Origin of the sequence: Robertmurraya siralis (assembly GCF_005502275.1) — a bacterium.
GTDB lineage: Bacteria > Bacillota > Bacilli > Bacillales > Cytobacillaceae > Robertmurraya > Robertmurraya siralis.
The window spans coordinates 118,628-138,813 of record NZ_SWLZ01000005.1; the positions used below are offsets into that span (position 1 = coordinate 118,628).

Sequence of the window (20,186 nt, forward strand, 5' to 3'; positions counted from 1 at the left end):
CAAGAATGCAAAAATAACGTATTCCTATATTATACCAAAATTTAAATGGAGTTAGGAGGGGAAAGTGGAGGATCAAGTCAAGAGTTCATTTAAATGCAAAAATCTGAAATGAATGATCATTTTATCCGAATTGCGATACCTTTTTTATTCCTATTGTTATAGCTCATAATAAGAAAGGTAGAATAATGGAGCAAACATAGGAAAAAATCTATGAAATGGCCGAATTTGAGGAATTCACATAAAACCATAATATGTTTTAATGAGTTTATGAAACTGCATACTGATATCTACGTTGGTTTGCGGCCATTATTCAATGAACATTAAATTTCATTGAATAACCAATCAATCTCCATTATTTTGCACTCCAGTTTGTTGGGGTGCCTTTTTTTGGCTCATTTTCTCATTCATACCATGGCACGAAATTTTTTCCTTCTATCGAATCAGAAGGTGATATGGAAAGATTACCGAAATAAAGCCCAAAATGCTTTATCATCAATGATAAAGGTGAACGAGCTTTGCAAGCTGGAAAATATGTATGATCGATTCGCGCGCGATCCAAGTTGAAACTGGCATAATCGTAGTCGATTCCCTTACAAATCAAGACGATACAGGCGCAATCAAGAGCGACCCGCGCAATCCATTGCGATTTACGCGCAATCAGGGCAAAAATCGGCGCAATCATCGCCAAAACGTGCGCAATCCCTGTTCAATTCTGAAATCCAAAGAGGACACTCTTTTCCGAAACGAGTCAGCATTGCTTTGGATCTCACCAAACCAAGGTCTTGGGCTGAAACGCCAAGTCAATCGTGTTAGCTCCAAAATATTGTTCAATCGCAAAAATGCTCGAATATAGTCCTCCCCAAAAACTATTCTCTACCTGGACACTTCAATTCATAAAAAACATGTGATTTTACTCTGAATCTCCTATTTTTTTCGCTAAAAAATGACAATCAACTAAATAGATAGAACTATTTTTTGGTAGTGTCGGCAATTGCGTGCCGATTCCCAATTATTGTTGTAAAATAGTAGAGACAGATTATGACAAATAGTTGGGGGATAACACATGTATTACCAGGTGCAAATTTGGAAGGGGCTTACTTCACCTTATGTGAGTGCGCATCAGATCAATAAAGCGGAGAAATTGAACGGTATTTGGAAGTGGACGGTACGGTTGTTGCTGATTTCCCTCATTCTATCGGGAGTTTCCGCTTATTTGGGAATTGGAAATGAGTCTCTATCAAAGCTAATCTATGACACGACACCATCGGAATTCCAAACGATTAAGGGCTTTTTTGCGATTGGACAAGTTGTTCAATCAACAGTAACGACAGCAATATTAATTTTCTTGCCAGCCTTAATTTTTTGGATATTTACCGATATTGAATACTATAAGCTTGTTGTCGTTCAGCTTTTTGTTGCCGGGATATGGCTTATAGAAAAAATCGTCTTTTTCCCGCTGCAATTTTATTTTGGTTTGGATCACGCATCCTCTCCGTTTTCGTTGGGGATCTTGGCACAATATATCACAGATTATCAGTTACTCAGTTATTTTTTTGGCGAAATTTCACTATTCTCTATCTGGGTAATGTTTATCCAATATAAATATTTGCGTGTTATAACCGAGAAAAGTCCGAGAATCATATTATTACTAATCGTATCTATTCAATTATTTCTCTGGATTTTTACAGCACTGTTTTCGTATATAAAATTTGAAGTGTTATTTTAAAGGGGGCAGCAAAGATGAACTGGAAAAAATGGACGATTATAATCTTCATCGCATTCTTTGTTGCTGTTAACTTTTATTTGATTTTCAAAAAAGACAGCGAAATTGCGAGATCGAAATATATTGACGAATGGAGATTGGTTCAAAGGCAAAATCTTGTTTTAACAACCGAAAGAGCGGGAGTTGTTACACCAGCGCAAGAGGAATATGTATACTTCCAGCACGGTGCAGGGGAATTTGAACAATTTTTCGTAAAAAAAGGGGATGAAGTTTCATCCGGCACTCCTCTTTTTTCCTATTCACCTCGTGACTTTGAAGCTGCGATAGAACAATTTGAAGCGGAAATCAAGAGACTGCAATTGGAACAAGAGGCACTTGAAGACAATATTAGCAGCCTAGAAAGTATTGAAATGAGTTTGTCTACAGCGGTAAAAGACGAAGAGGAAAACTTTACAAGTCAGGCAACTGTCAGCAATATTGAAGCACAAATTTATGAAAAAGAATTGCATTTAAGCAGAATAGAAGCGGAAATTGATAAGTACGAAGAGTTGATCTCGAATTCTAGAAATCATTTAGGAACATTAACAGTAGAAAGTCCAATTTCTGGTACGGTGAAGGAAATTTCCCATGAACTGCAGAATCCTGTTGTGACAATCATTTCCTCTGATCAGCATGTAAAAGGAATTCTTGAGGAAGAAGACCTCTTAGAAATAGAAGAGGGGATGGAGGTCATTGTGACGGGATCATTTGGGAAGAAGGATGGGGTGATAGCGAAAATAGCCACTACTCCGGAAGCGGATCCGAAGGTTGGGGCCAAGAGTGAGTATGAGTATATTGTCGAGTTTGAAGAAGGCTTGGATGAGGAGTCTGAAAATGACGAAGAAGCTTCCACTGAAGAGAATGGGAAAGAGGGAGAAGTGGAAGAGGACGACAGCGAACAGGCGATTTACACAGGTTCTCATGTTTCAGTGAAAATGATCAAAAAGGAGGTCGAGGATGCACTAACCCTCCCGAATGAAACGAACCGTCTTGGAAATATTTATGTGTTAAAAGGCGACGGAACGATTGAAAAACGCCAAGTGCAAACCGGCATAAAGGTCAATGGCGTTTATGAAATTACGAGTGAGGCAGAAGAAGGCGAGCTCGTTATTTATAAGCCATCGAATATCCGCAACAATACAACCTTTTTTACGCCAATAGAATTTAGTGAAATGAGAAAAGGCGATCTTAAAAAATTAGGCAAGAAAGAAATTTTTAAATCTGTAGGAAGAGGGCTATTAAGCAGATAAGTTTTATAATGCCTTTTCGTGCTTTAGGTTCTTAAAAATAGAAACTGTTTCTATAATAAAGAGAGAAGCATAAATGAGTGCGCCGACAAAGTATTTGAAAAAGGAGTGGAGAAATGAAACTAAAGCTGTGGCTATGGTTGATCCCACTAATGTTTATCGTGTTAGGTCTAAGCGTATGGATCGGATGGTCAGTATTAGGAGCTTCAAATCATTCAAAAAGTACTGGGGCAAGTGAATCGGATCCATCTGTTACACAGGAGGAGCAGGATTTTTCTACCGAAGTGGTCAATACTCCTGTGTCTGAATCGATAATTGTTTTTAAAGATGATGAACTGGGATTCAAAAATGGACATGATTTTATCGGTCAACTGCATAAATTCTATAATGAAACATTAGGGTGGGGGCGAATCGATACGACTAGCTACTCCCAACAGCAGGAAAAAGCAGAACTTATCATCCAGGCCCTTGAGAGCGTTGAAGTGATGGACGCAGCTGTGCAGATGGATTTTGATAGAATAAAAGAATATGCTGAAATCGTTGCTAAAGAAGATGATCGAGAGGCGATGAGAAATCTCCATCGCTATTTCCATGATCTCGACATTTATCTCAATGGCTATGACTACAAGGAGACTTTTAAAGTTACGATTTTTCAAGGGGAGGGAAGAGAGTAACGATAAAAGTCACATAAGGGTTAGGAATATGCTCCTTTCCCTTTTTTGTTAGTGTTGGTGATTTCATAGTTTGATCGACCAAAAAATGACAAAAATATAAAATCATTTACAAATGCGCTATGCTATACTGGAAATAAAGAAAATCTGTTTGTGCTCGTTCCCTGCCCTTAGGGAAACGGTAGCAACTAGCATAGGAATAATTTATTTTAAAAAGGAAGGGATCATGTGAAAAAGGTTAGGAAAGCAATTATTCCAGCAGCAGGATTAGGAACTCGGTTTCTCCCAGCGACAAAAGCGATGCCAAAAGAAATGCTGCCGATTGTCGATAAACCAACGATTCAATACATTGTTGAAGAAGCAGTAGCTTCAGGTATCGAGGATATCATTATTGTCACTGGTAAAGGAAAAAGAGCGATAGAAGATCATTTTGACTTTGCTTTTGAACTGGAGCAAAACTTGCGGGAAAAAGGAAAGACCGAGCTGCTAGATAAAGTCCAGTATGCTACTAATCTTGCAGATATTCACTACATCCGTCAAAAGGAACCAAAGGGACTTGGACATGCCGTATGGTGTGCGAGGAATTTTATTGGGGATGAACCATTTGCAGTTTTATTAGGGGATGACATCGTTCAAAGTGAAAAACCGTGTTTAAAGCAATTGATTGAACAACATGATGAAACGCGCTCCTCAGTCATTGGTGTGAAAACAGTTCCAGAAAATGAGACGCATCGTTATGGCATTATCGAGCCATCTACACAATTAAATAGACGATATCAAGTTGAAAACTTTGTTGAAAAGCCGGCCCCGGGTACAGCCCCTTCCAATTTAGCAATAATGGGAAGATACATTTTAACACCGGAGATTTTTCTGTTTTTAAGTCAACAAGAAAAAGGTTCAGGTGGAGAGATCCAGTTAACCGATGCTATTCAAAAACTCAATCAAATTCAGCGTGTATTTGCCTATGAATTCGAGGGCAAACGTTATGATGTCGGGGAGAAATTTGGATTTGTGAAAACAACCTTAGAGTTTGCCTTACAAGATGAGGGTATAAGGGATGACTTATTAACATACTTAAGAGCGTTAGTAGAGCAAGAAAAAGTCACCAACCTCAATGAAAACTGAGACATCTATTAGTGAAAGAGTTGACTTTGTTGCAGTATAGTAAAAGACGCCACCTTAAAAGTCGGCTTTTATTTAAGAAAACCCTGCCCGAAAAATACCGTTCAAAAAAAGCAAGTGAAGACACAGACACATGGTTGTTTCCTTCATTTGCTTTTTTTGATCGAAATGAGCTCTTGTGCAACCTTCTCCCAAAGCAAATCGGCTGCGCAATTATAGGTAGGCGCAATCAAAAATGATTTTGACGCAATCTCCGGTGAAACGCACGCAATCAAGCTGAATTTCAGCGCAAATCTCTGCGAAATAGGCGCAATCAATCTTAATTTCAGCGCAATCCCGGCATAAAGTGCAATCAATCTTAATTTCAGCGCAATCCCGGCATAAAGTGCAATCAATCTTAATTTCAGCGCAATCCCGGCATAAAGTGCAATCAATCTTAATTTCAGCGCAATCTCCGGCAAAACATGAGCAATCAACCGTAATCTCAACGCAATCCCCGGCGCCCCCGCGTAATCATGCCAAATTCACACGCAATCTCCAACAAACCTGGCACAATCCAGCGTAATCTCAACGCTTCAACGAAATAAATTCTATCCTCTTCCAAAATTTTCAGATCATATTCATACATAATAATAGTTGAAAAGGAGTGCTGCGTTGTGGGATGATCAGTCTATTAAAAAAGTTTACTGTAGTGATGTTAGAAAGGAAGTGTGGAATCATGGATTTTGAAACGGTTATGCAAGAGTTGGAAGCACTAGGCAAGGAGCGAACGAAAAAATCATATATGAGTAACGGGGCGAAGGAGCCGCTTTTTGGTGTGGCGACAGGTGCGATGAAGCCTCTTTCAAGGAGAATTAAGAAAGATCAGCTGTTGGCTGAGGAGCTTTATGCAACGGGCAATTACGACGCCATGTACTTTGCTGGTGTTATTGCTGATCCGCTGCTGATGACGGAGGACGACTTTGAGCGTTGGATTGACGGTGCATATTTTTATATGATTTCCGATTATGTCGTAGCAGTGACCTTGTCAGAATCGCCAATCGCGCAAAAAGTAGCTGATAAATGGATCGCAAGTGGTGAAGAGCTAAAGATGTCGGCAGGATGGAGCTGTTATTGCTGGCTGTTGGGAAATCGCAAAGATACTGAATTTGCTGCGGATAAAATGGAGGCAATGCTCGAGAAAGTAAAAAATGAGATCCGCGATGCTCCGGAACGGACAAAATCTGCTATGAACAATTTTGTATACACGGTTGCAATTTCCTATTTACCCCGCCATGAAAAGGCGGTTGAAATCGCCAAGGCAATAGGCCCGGTTGAAATGAAGCGGGATGAAAAAAAGAGTAGCATCTTACACGCTGCTGAAAACATCCAAAAGGAATTAGATCGGGGAAGACTTGGATTTAAACGGAAGTATGTTCGATGCTAATTAAGCAGGTAAGTTGTTTAAACGACTAGATCAAACGATTGATCAAAATGATTTTGAAAAATAAAGCGATAGCAGAGGTGGGGGAGTGAGGGGCATGCCGCCCACTCTCCCGGACTAATGCTGGAATGAATTACACCGGTAAGCTTTTAGCTGCAGTCGGAAGTGTAATCGTGAATGTCGTGCCAATTCCCTCTGTACTATCCATTTCAATAACACCACCGTAGTTCTCGATGATTTGGTAACAAACCATTAGGCCGATTCCTGTTCCCTTCTCCTTCGTTGTATAGAAAGGTTCACCGATTTTATCAAGAAGCTCCTTTGGGATGCCACAGCCTTGATCAATAACTTGAATTTGAATGGACTCCTTTATTTCCATAACATAAAGGATGATATTTCCTCCGTTTTCCATCGCATCAATGGCATTTTTGATCAAATTGATGAAAACCTGCTTGATTTTAGTATCTTCACAACAGACATACAGTTCTCGATTCGTACATTCGAGCAGCAATTCGATATTTTTCATATTTGCCTCCGACGTGAGCAGCAGCTTAACCTCTTCAATCATTTGCACAATATTATGGCTTTTGCGATTTTCAGAATGCGGCCTTGCTAGTGTTAATAATTCACTTGAGATTTGCTCAATTCGAGAAAGCTCATCTTCAATAATGCTGTAGTATAACTCTTTTCCTTCCCCAGAATCTCTTAACATACGAAAAAAGCCTTTAACAGAAGTCAACGGATTCCGCAATTCGTGGGCAATGCTAGCAGCAAGTTCCCCAGCAATATTCATTTTTTCAGCGCGAATTAAGAGACTTTCATTTTCCTTTTCCTTCGTAATGTCAACAAATGCATGAAGAATGGCAGGCTTACTCTTGAACAATATCGTAATTGATTTTACTAAGTAAAAATTCTCTTTTCCGTTTATATGTATAAATTGGTGTTCTTGGATTTCACTTCTTGAAGATTTCGTAAACTTACATTGATACTCATCAAAAAAATTTTTAAAAGGGGTTTCTTTCGTAAAATGATGGTTATGAATATATAACTTTTCCGCTGCAATTTCGTTATAAAAGAAAATATGAGTTCGATTTCGAATAATAATAGGGATTGGAAGTTCATTTATAATCGTGCGGAGCTTTAATTCATTTTCTTTCATTACTTCATTTTTTACTTTTATTGAATTATTTTCTAAAGCCAAATGCGTATTTTTTTTCTGCAACAGCTTAATTTGTTCCTCAATTTTGTGAAATCTTTCTGCCTCTGCAAGTGAAAGGGACTGGTGATTTTTTTTATTATAGAATGGGGATACCTGCTGTTCGCCATCGGTCATGAAATGTGTATGTGTTTTTAAAAGTTCATTTTGTACATAGGCTGGAGTGGAAATTCCGTTATAACAACAAACAGAAATGACTCTATTTTCGTTAATAAATTCATCACAGGAACACTCATAAGTGATTAAATGTTTCAGTGGTTCTTCTAAAGGGAAAGGAACCTGCCCCCAAGTTCGGATATGCTGGCCTTTGTCCAGAAGTGGCTTAATCAGCTTCATTAGTTTGGTGGCGGCTCCATTATGGTTAAAGGAAGTGCCTTCTAAATAAAACTCGTAGCTATTAACGTATATAATTGAATTTAACTGGTGATCAGGAATACCTGTCTCAGCCAACTTATTTCGAATAATTCTAAAGGTTTCTTCGTTTTCCATGAAAAAAATGACGGCTTCCTTTTGGATGCCCTCATAAATATAGTGGACGGCATTGCCAATATATTTATCTTCTTCTGTGAACATATACAAAATATGTCCACCTTTTTTTTCTAGAGTTGGATGCTTCAATAGTTGACTAATCGAATAAAAATCAGCCATACAGCTTCTCCTTTCTTATGGTGGGATACTTGTCCCACCTAAATGATGAGTGGGGTAGTTTTTTGAAACAATATCCTCTGTAAAAAAGGAAATAACTTCATCATGAATAAGGGCTGCTTTGATAACCGAACGAATGATTTCGTCTGGAGCGCGAATCGATTAATTTCAACCCACACAGTGAGAAACCATGCGACCGTAATCAGGCTCAGCTGTTTAGCTAAGAACTCACTATGATTGAAGAAGAAAGTATACATGTCCATCTCATATATTTTAGGCTCTGTTATATGTCGGTGTTGATATTTGGCTCATTTTCTCTCTGACCTCTCAGCTATACTGAAAGGCATGTGAAACTTTGGTTTCACATGAAATAAGCCCAAAAATCATTTTAACAACCATTCTATTTAACAAAGCCATATTTTAAAAAAACATGCAAGATTCAATTGATTAATTGTATGATAATTCTAATAATTCTGTTTATAATGATTATATTTTACCCACAGTATATAAAAAGTATAGTCTATAACGACTAGCAAGTAAATTGATAAATGTGTGATGGGGAATAACGACCTAGTTAAAAATTGAAAGGAAAAGCTGCTTGAGGAAAAGGGCAATATGCAGCGCTTCATATTGCCTTTTAATGGAACTTTATTTATCTTTTTGCAGCTCCTTGAGCAGTTTTGCACGGGCCCCCTTCCGCCATGCTTTAACTGCTGAAATGGACACATTCTCAATTTCAGCAATCTTCTTAACAGACAGGTCAGCAAATATGGTGTAAAGAACCCATTTCTTTTGGTTGGCGGTTAAATTTTGGCAATATGTGAGAATGGTTTCTCTTTCCAATGGAGTACATAATGAGTGATCCTCGAGCATATTCCAATAATTTTCCTCAGGTGCAACGTGATTTTCTTCATGTTTATGATGTTTCGTTAGTTCTGTAAGGATGCGCCCACGAATGTAGGAGTAAGCAAAGCTGCTAAAGCTCCCTTTCGCAAGATCATAACGTTCACTTGCCTGCCAAAGGGCGATGAGTCCAGTTTGATAAAACTCTTCTTGGTTTTTGTATATATGCAGTGAGTGGATTACTTGCCAAATCATCGCCCCGTATTGTTTCTCCAATTCCACAAAATCTTCCAATGTTTTTCCCTTTCAGGAAAGTGCACGATCCTTTAGTATTCCTAGGTAGCCTAAACATAACGGGAACATGGGCGAAGGTCTAATTCCATAAATTCCTTTATGTGGAAATAAAAAAAGGGGCACTTCTTGGTTCAAAATTCTTTTAACAAATAAGAGAAAGAATAGGGGCTGTGCTTTAAAAAAAGGTGCAAATGTGCAAAAAAGAGAAAAATCACTGCTAGTAAGGGGCTGAGGTTACTGCCCCAAATAGGTTAGTCAAGAAGGAGAGAATTTTTGTCCAAAATCCTTCATTTCCACCATCCTTTTTCTTCAGTCAAGGTTTGTGCTTCATGCCCTGCACCAACTTGAATCATTTCCTTTAGCAAATTTTACTTTGTTGAGCCGTCTTCTTCATAACCCAAATACCGCAATCAGGAAAGCACTTGCTGCCAATCTTCGTTTCAACGTCATCCCTTTTTTAGACGAATCAAGAATGTAAATTCGACAAAAAAATCAAAAATGAGGAGTTAATACTAGATTATTTGTGATAAAATGTAGAAAAAAGGAAGGAAGGGGAGTCATACACTTAATGAAAAAAATAGTTCTCACGATCCTACTATTTCTTTTACTCCTACCGCTTACTGAAATTCAATCTCAAGCGGCAATGTTTAAAGATGTGGGAACCACATATCGGGCTGCGAAAGAAATTAATTATTTAGCAGAAGGCAAGATCGTAAACGGAGATCTGTCTGGTAGATTTAATGTAGATGGAATTGTCACCAGAGCAGAAGCCGCTGCTATGGTTGGTCGCGCGCTTAATGTCGATGGTAACAAAAGAAATACGCAATTCAAAGACGTAGGCAGTCAAAATTTTGCATCTGGATACATACAGTCAATGGCAAACCAAAATATCCTCTCAGGTTACAGTGATGGTACGTTTAGACCGAATGCCAATGTAACAAGAGGAGAAATGGCAATTCTTATTAGCAAAGCTTTTGGCTTTGAATATGGAGGAACTCGTTCAGGAGCGGCCAACGCCCTTTTGCAACGTGGAATCGCCCAAGGGCTGAAAGATGGGACATTCGGTTTTGATCAGCAAATTAAGAGAGCAGATTTCGCTGTTTTCTTAGCGAGAACAATCAATTACAAATTAAGACTGAATCCATCAGTAGATTTTAAGTTTTCTGCAACTGTAACAGCTTCAAGCCTAAATGTCCGCTCAGGCCCATCAACGAACTATGCAAGAACAGGAACGCTTCAGCAAGGTGCGAAAATCGAAGTGGCCTACAACGTTGGACCGTGGTTGTATTTCCGTTCTGGTTCATTAGAAGGCTTCGTTCATCAGGATTATGTAAGTGGTTCAAACCTACCTGCACCACCGAAAGACGAAAGTCCAATTGCTCAGCAAGTTATTGTTATTGACCCGGGTCATGGCGGTAAGGATTCAGGTGCTGTTGGTTTTGGTCTAAGGGAAAAGGATGTTGTTCTCGATACTTCCCTTAAGCTCAAGACATTATTAGCGAAAACGCCTTTTCAAGTTAAGCTAACCCGTGAAACAGATGTTTTCTTGGAATTATCAGATAGAGTTGCTTTTGCAAAGAGGGCAAATGCTGATATTTTCGTTAGTATTCATGCCAATGCATTTACTAGTGAGTCGGCCAATGGTACAGAAACCTACTATTATGCTGCCGCACAAAATACGAGATCGGAAGATAGTAAGCTGCTGGCAACGAAGATACAAAGTAGAATGCTAGATGCATGGAAGCTGAATAATAGAGGCGTTAAACATGGAAACTTCCATGTGCTTCGTGAAAATACGATGCCTGCTGCATTGGTAGAGCTTGGGTTTATCACAAATAAATCCGATAATGAAAAATTAGCCTCTGCAACATGGAGGCAGCGAGCGGCAGAAGCGATTTACTTAGGAATTTTAGATTATTATAAAGAAAAGGGCTATAACGTCAATTCCTATTATAATTTCTAAAATTTTGTCAAAAAATGAGTCCAGTTACTAAGCGGACTCATTTTTTTCTATCAAGATACCAAATGGGTCTCACTACAATGGAATGAACAATGGTGTGAGATGATAATTTACTAGTTTACTATAATCGTATCTTTTTAAAACGACTTTTGTTTGGTCGGGAAAGTGGGGGCAGAAGCGGAAAGAACCTACTTTACGAACGGAACAGGGGAAACCGTCAGTTAGACAGTGAAATCTATCGAGAAAATGGAGGGTATACAAAGTGAAAAAAAAGCATTTGTTATGGCTTGCCATCGTTATGTCATTTTCTCTATTCGTAGCTCCTATAGAAATGAATGCAGAAGCTCAAGAGCCATTGGAGGATTCATCAAGATATGTGGTCATTTTTAATGGCGAACATGATTTTGCTGATATTGAAGAATCAGGGGTTAAGCTGATAAGGGAATATGAAAATATTCACGGCGCAACCATTGAGTTAGAAAATTCAAAGTTGGAGTCTTTAAAGGATAACAAAGCTGTTCAAATTATTGAGAAGGAAAGTATTGTGGAAATTAATGCCCAAGTAACACCATACGCTTTTACAAATCTTAATATGGCAAATAAGTATCCAAAGGATCTAACAGGAAAAGGAATCAAGGTAGCCGTTATTGATTCAGGAGTAGCGACACACCCGGACTTAAAGATTAAAGCGGGAGTCTGTGTTTTAGACAGTTCGGATTGTTATAATTCATACCATGACAATAATGGCCATGGTACACATGTAGCTGGAATTATTGCAGCGCTTGATAACGATATTGGAACAGTAGGAGTAGCTCCTGGAGTGGAGATTTATGCCGTAAAGGCCCTTGATCGGAAGGGGGAAGGTACATTAACGACGATTATGGCTGGAATAGATTGGGCAATCAGTCAAAAAGTCGACATCATTAACTTGAGTCTTTCCACACCAAATCTCAATCCAGCGATGAAGACGCTGCTCGATCAAGCCTATAAAAATGGAATTCTAATTATCGCAGCTACTGGGAATGAAGGCACAGCAAGTGGTAACACCGACACGGTTCAATATCCGGCAAGATTTGACAGTGTTATTGCAGTTTCAGCGGTAAATAAGAACAATGTGCGCTTGCCGACTTCGGGAACTGGAGACAGCGTTGAACTTGCCGCTCCTGGGGATGCCATTTATAGCACAGTTCCAGGTGGATATATGTATATGACAGGTTCCTCAATGGCAGCACCATATGTTTCCGGACTTGCCGCATTGTATATGGAGAAATACCCCCATCTATCTAATGTGGAAATTAGGGAATTGTTACGGGAAAATGCACTAGATCTGGGGACTCCAGGCCGAGATCGATTCTATGGATATGGACTGGCGCAAGTTGATTCCGCACATTTTTTACCAGAACCAGTAATAGGCTCAGATGGCTCCGTTCAGCTGGACCTTAAAGATTTTTTAAGCAAATATCCGTCTTACAATTTATATCGCTTTGATCAGTTAATTGTCTCAAACTCTACCAATCCTACTGTTTATGATTATGGAGTACAAGGAGATATAGAGTATACGGTTTACCCTGTTGAAGATGGAATGGAACAAACGAGTAAAAAGTTTAAGGCAGAGGTTACGTTGACAGCCCCTCACTTTAAAGATTTAACAAATTCTCTTTGGTACAGCAGACACATGATCTACTTAAATTCTCAATCGATTTTATTGGGGCTTGGGGATCAGCTCATGGGTCCAACTCAGCAGGTTACAAGAGCACAGGCAGTGGCCATGATGGGCAGAGCACTAGAACTTAATAAGACGCAGCGAAACACCAGGTTTTCAGACGTAGGGAAAAATAATTTTGCATCAGGATATATTGAGTCAGCGGCAGAGCAAGGTTATCTCTCTGGTTTCCCAGACGGCACCTTTAGACCAGACCAGCCTGTAACAAGAGCGGAAATGGCAATCCTCCTTTCAAAAGGATTTGGTCTCGCGAACTCTCATAACACAAGCTTTTCCGATGTAAATGGGAATGTGACCGGTGCACAGGAAATAGCCAATATTGCAGGTTCAGGGATAACGTTAGGCTATCCGGATGGCACCTTTAGACCGTATGAATATATGACTCGTGCCACGTTTTCTGTTTTTCTAGCAAGAGCGGAAAACGATTTTTTCCGATGAATTTGCAGTCTTAATTTAAAAATAAAAACGAAACCTATAGAATAAGAGGTCCTAATCATGTGTTAGGCACCTCTTATTTTTTTGTTTTAAGTTGGGTGTATATTTTACATTTGTTAACATATTTTTGTTATTTGCAAAATATTCAAACTATGGCAAAGGCATAAAAAATAGAAAAAGAGGATAACGGTAAGGCATTAAAGGCTTATACGAATCGAAACGTTCATAATGCAACAAAATTTAGAAAAGTGGGAGAGTGTAACGACTTTACCAAAAGGTGCAAAAAAACAATATGAATATGTTTTCCTGCAATCAAAGACGATCAAATTGGGTGAAAAAAAAGACAATCCTTCGCCATTACAGGAGGTTGCTAGACTTATCATATACAAAGAAATCCCGTATCTTTTATTGATTTATATTTTCAAGTGCCCGATGAAGTTGCAGCATATTTGAATTTATACTGATCCTGATAAGATACCGAAAAGAAGGTCATTCAATAATTAATGTGAATAGGAACCCCTGAAGATCAATCCAGGGGTATCACTTTAATATAGATTGGCATGGTCATTCTTTTCCCTATGTAATGCTAATTTTTTGAAATAGGAACAAATGCTACGATAAATCAGATGATATTCATCATGAACTTTATCATAAGCATCCATTATATAAAGAATTTGTCGAGCAGCAACTTGAAGTAGTTTCAGAAAATGAATTTGCAAATGCTGGTGCTAATTAACGTAGCGCTTATTCATCCATTCGTTATTCAAAATCACATATGCTTAATGAGGCATTTTATTGTCGGAATTTTCGAGATAAAAGCGAAAAATGCGTCGATAGCGTCACCTCTTATTAGGAATTTGTACAGTGTAATGTAAATCGGCTTTCTGTTAAACTTGCCAGTAAGAGGAGGAAAATGGATGAGAAAAATATACATAACAGCTCTGTTTTTACTTGGTCTTTTTATAGTTCCTCTTGGTTCGAGTACATCTGCAGCCTCTTTTAAGGATGTTGGATCAACCCATTGGGCATATAAGGAAATTAGTTTTTTATCCAGTAAAGGAATTGTTCAAGGGTATACGACTGGCAGGTTTGGAGTGAATGATTCAATTACGGTTACCCAAGGGATGCTCATGGTTGAAAGGGTAGTAAAGAAAAAAGTACCTTCACCGGTGATGGGAGGAGATGGAAAGAAGGCGCTGACGAGAGGAGAAGTTGCTGTTCTTTTAGACGGAGCTTTCGATTTTAATACTGGCGCAGTTTTCCCATTTTATGATTTGGAGCAAACGAGTCCATATGTGAAGGCAATCAATAATCTCACTTCGAATCAAATTGCTTTTGGCTATCCGGATGGTTCTTATCGGTCAGAAGAGCCGGTGACTCGGGCTCAATTTTCAGCATTGCTTGCGAGAGTGCTAGATACGCAGTTTCGAAAGGTGGATGTAATGGTGCCTACAGTGAAGCAAAGAATTTTAGTGAAAAGTACTTCTTTAAACAAAGCGCAAGTGCAGCTTCAGGAGCTGGACGGTGCAAATTGGAAGAATGTCCAAACGTATGAAGCGCTGATTGGAAAAAATGGTACTGGCAAAACAAAAGAAGGCGATGGCAAAACACCAATTGGAGCTTATTCGCTCGGAACAGCATTTGGCTGGGGTGAAGCCCTGCCTAATTTGCAATATCCATTCAAAAAGGTGACGAGCAACGATTATTGGGTCGATGATGTGAAGTCTAAGGACTACAATAAGTGGGTTACGTACAGTGGCAATCCGAGTCAAAGATGGAGCTCATTTGAACGAATGAACCATCCTCTTTATAAATATGGCGTAGTCATTCGCTATAATGAGGACCCAATTATTGCAGGCAAGGGAAGCGCTATTTTCCTGCATATGAAAAATAGCACAACGAAATATACTCTTGGCTGTATCGCCTTAAATGAGGAGGATCTCATTACGTTAATAAAGTGGTTAAATAAAGATAAAAACCCGAAAATGATCATTTCCTAAATTCCTATTTAAATCAGGAGACGCTTCTCACTTGACCTATGATAAAATGGAAATATAAGGTGGTGATGTGATTTCATGGTTATTATTTTTATCCTTGTTATTTCCATCTTAGCACTCTCTATTTTTATAGATATAAAACGGAAAAAGAATAATCATAACCCTCATATCCCAACTAATCCGAACGTGAAGTCTGGTGAAGATTCGAACTATATGATGGGAGATAATAAAGACACCGGCGGGTTCAATTAACTTCAACTGCTTTTTAGTAAAATTTGCTTTCATGACAGGATTTAAAGAAAAGCTTTGTTAGATGTCGGCGCTGCTCTTTGGTTCATTATCCCAATGCTTCATGGAATCCATCCGGCACAACTGAAAGACGTGTGAAACTTTGCTTTGACAAAAAAGAAGTCGGTCCAGATTTTTCCAAAATATAGACAAAGGCATCCGCATCACCTATCGGATGCTTATTTGAAAGATAAGAAAGTATAAAATTTTGGGGATACCATGCATCAAGCCTAGACCGATATATGACCTGTTTTGACCGATATATTTGTATAAAGACCGAAATATTTCGATTTAGACCGATAAAATGAAATAAAGACCGAAATATTTTTTTAAAGACCGATAACGAGAAAAGATCTTCATTTAGTATTCGTCGATCCGCAATGGTGAATCGGATCGAAGCATATGCTGATCAAAACGTGACGTTTAACTATAAGGTCAAGACAGATGGAAAAGATAAAAAGCTGTCATCTCCAACCCCATCGAAATGCCTATTAAGCAAACAGAAAGTCAGCTTTGTTTGGTGCATCATGGAAAGGAGGATTTTCCGTTAAATGTGTCAGGGACTTTGATCTACTAGATGATGGAGATCCAACGACCCCTATGTTTTCATGCGAGAATGTGGTGGACAAATGTATCCTGAGTACGATAATGGAGTACATGGAATAGAATACAAACTAAACAAAAAAGGTCCGGGCGGTTTTCTTATGTTTCCGGAATTGTAGGGTGAAATTCCGGAATTAATGCAATTTTTCCGGAAATATATCTGCTTTTTCCGGAATTAAGCAGAAAAATTCCGGAATTAATCACGATTTTTCCGGAATGCACCTTCGTTTAAGTAGTACAGACGATTTTTTGTTTGTTCTGTGCTAAATAGGCGTTGAGATAGGGACTATCGACTAAAAAAATGGCATACTTTTACAAAATTGATCGATAAATCACCAATGTAATCAAATCGTAAAGTAAGGCTCTGCTGTTTTCTGATAAAATACTTTTAGTAAATACATAGTTCGCTATGATTAGACAAAGAAATCATGAAATGACGGGGTGACAAATGAAACAAATAGCAAAAAAATTACTAACTTTGAGTTTAGTTTTCATCCTATTGCCATTTTCTTCAGTGGAGGCTGCCTCGAAGCCTGAGGATGTAGTGAGGATTGCCAAAAATTATATTGGCGTTCCGTATCTTGATGCAGGTGCTACCCCAAGCGGATTTGACTGTTCAGGCTTTACCTATTTCGTCTATAATTTGGTAGGAGTCACTATTCCTCGCATCGCTGCTTCCCAGTATACGATTGGGAAGAGTGTCGATAAGGCGAATCTGCAGCTAGGTGATTTAGTTTTCTTTGAAAAAACAATGAACAAGCCGGGTATTACGCATGTAGGAATTTATGTTGGCAATAATGAGTTTATTAGTGCCACATCAAGCAAAGGAATTAAAATTGACTCTTTAAGCAATACGTATTGGGAACCGAAATATGTTGGAGCAAAGCGTATTTTGGAGGACGGTGGATTTACGGACCTTGCCAACGGGCATCCAGCGTATAACGCTATTATGATGCTTAGCCAACAAGGGATTATCTACGGTTTTGAAGATAACACATTTAGAGCTGAAAGCCCTGTCACACGTGGACAAGCTGCAGCCATTATCAATCGGGTTTTAAAAAAAGAACCGAAGAATTTAAATGCTTTTGTTGATGTTCCGACAACGTCAAGATTTGCCAAGGATATTGCCGCAATTAAAGAAGCGGGAATCATTAATGGTTTTAAAGATGGCACTTTTAGACCGGATGCTTATATGACAAAGGCAGAAATGGCCCTTATTGTACACGGGGCATTTGAGTTAAGCAAACAAAACTTAACAATTGGTAGCCATTCCTATATCGATGTAAAACCGGACTATTGGGCATATGAGGCAATTGAAACATTAAGGTCTATTGACTCGACAACTCTATTTGCTGGAAATCGATATAATACGGGGGAATTTGCAAGTAGAGCGATATTTTCTGTCTCTATTTACAATTCTATGAATACAGTAGGAAAATAAGCGAAACCCAGGACATTGTCCCGGGTTTTTTGCTATTTACTACCAAAAATTGAATATTTTCAGCAATAAACTACAAATCTACTATTAAAAATCGATGCGTTCTCTGTTAGAATGAGAAAAGGTAACAAGTGTAAAAAAACGAGTGCAATAGAGAGGAGAAAGATCATTGAGAAATAAAGCAGTAAAAGTAATACTTTCGTTCCTACTACTATTAGCTGTATTTCCAGCGGTAACGACATATGCGGATGATATAACGGGAATTAGTTTAGAAAAAGAATTGAGAGAAGCGATTAATAAGGAAATTCTTTATGGCTATGGTGACGGTGTGTATAAGCCAGGCAACAGAGTTACTCGTGCTGAGTTTGCCACCTTTATTACAAGGGCATTGCACCTTCCGGAGGCAGACCATGTATTTTCAGATGTAGGACGTAACTCCAATTTGGCTCCTGGAATTAATTCTGCGGCAGCCGCAGGAATTGTCCAAGGACTTGGCGGAGGAAAGTTTGGTCCGGATCAAGAGATTACAAGAGAACAAATGGTCATTATGATCAATAATGCACTAGCTTTTCAAAATGTAAATGTTGAGTATCAAATACCGACAATTTTAACTGATTTTAATGAGATTACGTCGTCCATTTCTAGAACGGCGATTGCAAACAGTGTTTCGTTAAACATTACAGTAGGTTTCCCGAATGCGGATGGGAAAACATATCGTTTCGCGCCCAAAAATAAAGCGACACGCGCTGAAGCGGCAGCGTTTATTATTCGCATGATTCATGCGATTGAGGAAGTGGAAGTTCCAACTCCAATCCCAGGTGAAACTCCTTTTGCGATTGCAAACATTGGAAGTGATCGGAAATTAGAACCAGCAAAAGAATTCAAAACATACAATGAAGCGCTGGCTCAATGGAACAAAAGCAGTACGCAAGTGATCACATATAAAGGAAAAATCATTAAAATGGCTTCAGGGTTAGCATATGGGAACCCTTCTGTTAGTACTTCCTCAAATGTGACGGAATTATACAGAACATCTAGCTTCAGTGGTGGTTCTGTTACGTACGTACAACGTGGGGAAGAGATGAAATATATTTCATCTGATGAAAATGCTGTCGAAGTGTATATTGGTGGGCAAACATTATTTGCTAGGCAAGCGGACATAGAACTTGTGCCATTCTCAATGGTAGAGCAACAAAATTATTATAGCGTCAACGCCAGTAACGAACTGGTATTGAATGTTTACTCTAAAACGTCCAATATGAATGGTTCGATCGTTATTGGCAAAGCACCAAGCATTTTAAAGCAAGGAACTAGATACTATAGCTGGGATGGAAATAAATTCTATACAAATTCAACGGGCTTGTCTACATCCTATGTAGGTCAATCCTATTCATATTTTCAATATTTGCCTGCTAGAGTGCAAACTTCGTACACAGCGGCAGAATTGAATCAATATATCAATAAGAGATTATTAGATTTAGAGAAAACGGGATTGAGCAAGTATAAAGATGCTTCAAAGCGCAGTAAAATAATCGGTCTTGGCACTTATTTGAAGCAAGTTGAGCAAACACATCGTGTCAATGCGCTGCTTATTTTAGCAATGGCCTTCCACGAAGGTGACTACGGCATGAGTGAAAAATCGTTTAAATACAATAACGTGTTTGGAATCGGCGCTTATGACAGCACGAATACAGCAAAGCCGTATCCTTCTGTAGAAGCAAGTGTTGATGCGTTAATCAATGATTATTTAGGGAAGAATTATATTCCTCCTAATGCTTGGGCTGCAAATGGCGCAGTACCAGGAAACAAAATGATTGGCTTCAATGTTAAATACGCATCAGATGCCTATTGGGGTGCGAAAGTAGCGAGCCATATGTATCGTATCGATAAAGAAATGGGAAGCAAGGATTACGGAAAGTACAAGACAATCGGTATGGTTAATACAGATAACACAGCCGTACGCTCTTCTGCAAATTCAAGCCTTGGCAACGCCAACTTAATTTATCGCTATAATACAAAGAACAAACCAGTGATCATAACTGGTGAAGAAAAAGCAAGTGATGGTTGGGTTTGGTATAAAGTTCTAACAGATGATAAAACAACGGTAAATGGCTATATCAGATCCGATCTAGTTGACAAACTACCTGTCAACTAATCTGATAACAACATCCGAATATTCGTAGCACAGACCAAAAAGCATGGTCTGTGCTATTTTTTTTGCAAGGAAGGAAGTTCGCTGCTTGGATTGCGCGCTCGATTGGGAAATGCGCAGATTCTCACGATGATTGCGCGAGTTTCCATAAAAATTGCACTGATTTGGTTTTGGATTGCGCCTGTTTGTCGCTCAATTGCGCGCTCAATTCCAGATTGCGTGTGTTTAGTGTGGAATTGCGCCTGTATTTATGAAAATTGCGCCGATTATGGCCAGGATTGCGTCAGTTTGTCGCAAGATTGCGTAAGAAACGTATTCCCGAAAAAGTGAAACTCAAAAAAGGAAGTGGAGAAACGTCACACTGTGT

The 20,186-nt window shown here is 38.9% G+C and carries 14 protein-coding genes; 10 read left to right on the plus strand and 4 right to left on the minus strand.

The features are described from left to right. Window positions 1–400: 400 nt before the first annotated feature. Window positions 401–688 (minus strand): hypothetical protein, encoded by a 288-nt coding sequence (locus tag FCJ93_RS09095; RefSeq protein ID WP_137743481.1) that lies wholly within the window; start codon window positions 686–688, stop codon window positions 401–403. A 375-nt stretch (window positions 689–1,063) separates the two neighbouring features. Between FCJ93_RS09095 and FCJ93_RS09100 the strand changes: the two genes are divergently transcribed. The 4 genes from FCJ93_RS09100 to galU all read left to right on the plus strand — a co-directional run bounded on the left by FCJ93_RS09100 (window position 1,064) and on the right by galU (window position 4,805). After that, window positions 1,064–1,726 carry a hypothetical protein gene (locus tag FCJ93_RS09100; RefSeq protein ID WP_137743482.1) on the plus strand — a complete coding sequence of 221 codons (663 nt, stop codon included), beginning with the start codon at window positions 1,064–1,066 and terminating at the stop codon, window positions 1,724–1,726. Between the two features lie 14 nt (window positions 1,727–1,740). Continuing rightward, window positions 1,741–3,012, plus strand: a complete 1,272-nt coding sequence (locus FCJ93_RS09105; RefSeq protein ID WP_137743483.1) for an efflux RND transporter periplasmic adaptor subunit — start codon at window positions 1,741–1,743, stop codon at window positions 3,010–3,012. Between the two features lie 113 nt (window positions 3,013–3,125). After that, window positions 3,126–3,683 (plus strand): hypothetical protein, encoded by a 558-nt coding sequence (locus FCJ93_RS09110; protein ID WP_137743484.1) that lies wholly within the window; start codon window positions 3,126–3,128, stop codon window positions 3,681–3,683. Window positions 3,684–3,908: 225 nt separating this feature from the next. Beyond that, the gene (gene galU, locus FCJ93_RS09115) at window positions 3,909–4,805 is read left to right on the plus strand and encodes a UTP--glucose-1-phosphate uridylyltransferase GalU (protein WP_137743485.1); all 897 of its coding nucleotides are present in this window, start codon (window positions 3,909–3,911) and stop codon (window positions 4,803–4,805) included. A gap of 143 nt (window positions 4,806–4,948) precedes the next feature. Here the strand turns inward: galU and FCJ93_RS09120 are convergent, their stop codons facing one another. Further along, entirely contained in the window at window positions 4,949–5,290 is a 342-nt protein-coding gene (locus FCJ93_RS09120; RefSeq protein WP_137743486.1) for a hypothetical protein, read from the minus strand. A gap of 230 nt (window positions 5,291–5,520) precedes the next feature. Between FCJ93_RS09120 and FCJ93_RS09125 the strand changes: the two genes are divergently transcribed. Beyond that, on the plus strand, window positions 5,521–6,228 hold the full coding sequence (locus FCJ93_RS09125; protein ID WP_137743487.1) for a DNA alkylation repair protein: 708 nt from the start codon (window positions 5,521–5,523) through the stop codon (window positions 6,226–6,228). A 130-nt stretch (window positions 6,229–6,358) separates the two neighbouring features. On the opposite strand, the gene FCJ93_RS09130 is transcribed toward FCJ93_RS09125, so the two are convergent. Both FCJ93_RS09130 and FCJ93_RS09135 read right to left on the minus strand, forming a co-directional pair. Continuing rightward, window positions 6,359–8,089, minus strand: coding sequence for an ATP-binding protein (locus FCJ93_RS09130; RefSeq protein ID WP_137743488.1), 1,731 nt, complete (start codon window positions 8,087–8,089; stop codon window positions 6,359–6,361). A gap of 645 nt (window positions 8,090–8,734) precedes the next feature. Then, window positions 8,735–9,223: a sigma-70 family RNA polymerase sigma factor gene (locus FCJ93_RS09135; protein WP_095311956.1), complete on the minus strand. Its 489-nt coding sequence runs from the start codon at window positions 9,221–9,223 to the stop codon at window positions 8,735–8,737. 568 nt (window positions 9,224–9,791) lie between these two features. Between FCJ93_RS09135 and FCJ93_RS09140 the strand changes: the two genes are divergently transcribed. The 5 genes from FCJ93_RS09140 (at window position 9,792) to FCJ93_RS09160 (ending at window position 19,822) form a co-directional block, all read left to right on the plus strand. Next, complete coding sequence (locus FCJ93_RS09140; protein WP_137743489.1) at window positions 9,792–11,186, plus strand: N-acetylmuramoyl-L-alanine amidase; 1,395 nt, start codon at window positions 9,792–9,794, stop codon at window positions 11,184–11,186. A 259-nt stretch (window positions 11,187–11,445) separates the two neighbouring features. Next, on the plus strand, window positions 11,446–13,344 hold the full coding sequence (locus FCJ93_RS09145) for a S8 family peptidase (RefSeq protein ID WP_137743490.1): 1,899 nt from the start codon (window positions 11,446–11,448) through the stop codon (window positions 13,342–13,344). A gap of 914 nt (window positions 13,345–14,258) precedes the next feature. Beyond that, window positions 14,259–15,341, plus strand: coding sequence for an S-layer homology domain-containing protein (locus tag FCJ93_RS09150; RefSeq protein WP_137743491.1), 1,083 nt, complete (start codon window positions 14,259–14,261; stop codon window positions 15,339–15,341). A 1,336-nt stretch (window positions 15,342–16,677) separates the two neighbouring features. Further along, complete coding sequence (locus tag FCJ93_RS09155; RefSeq protein WP_137743492.1) at window positions 16,678–17,670, plus strand: C40 family peptidase; 993 nt, start codon at window positions 16,678–16,680, stop codon at window positions 17,668–17,670. Window positions 17,671–17,836: 166 nt separating this feature from the next. Next, window positions 17,837–19,822 (plus strand): S-layer homology domain-containing protein, encoded by a 1,986-nt coding sequence (locus tag FCJ93_RS09160; RefSeq protein WP_137743493.1) that lies wholly within the window; start codon window positions 17,837–17,839, stop codon window positions 19,820–19,822. Window positions 19,823–20,186: the final 364 nt, after the last annotated feature.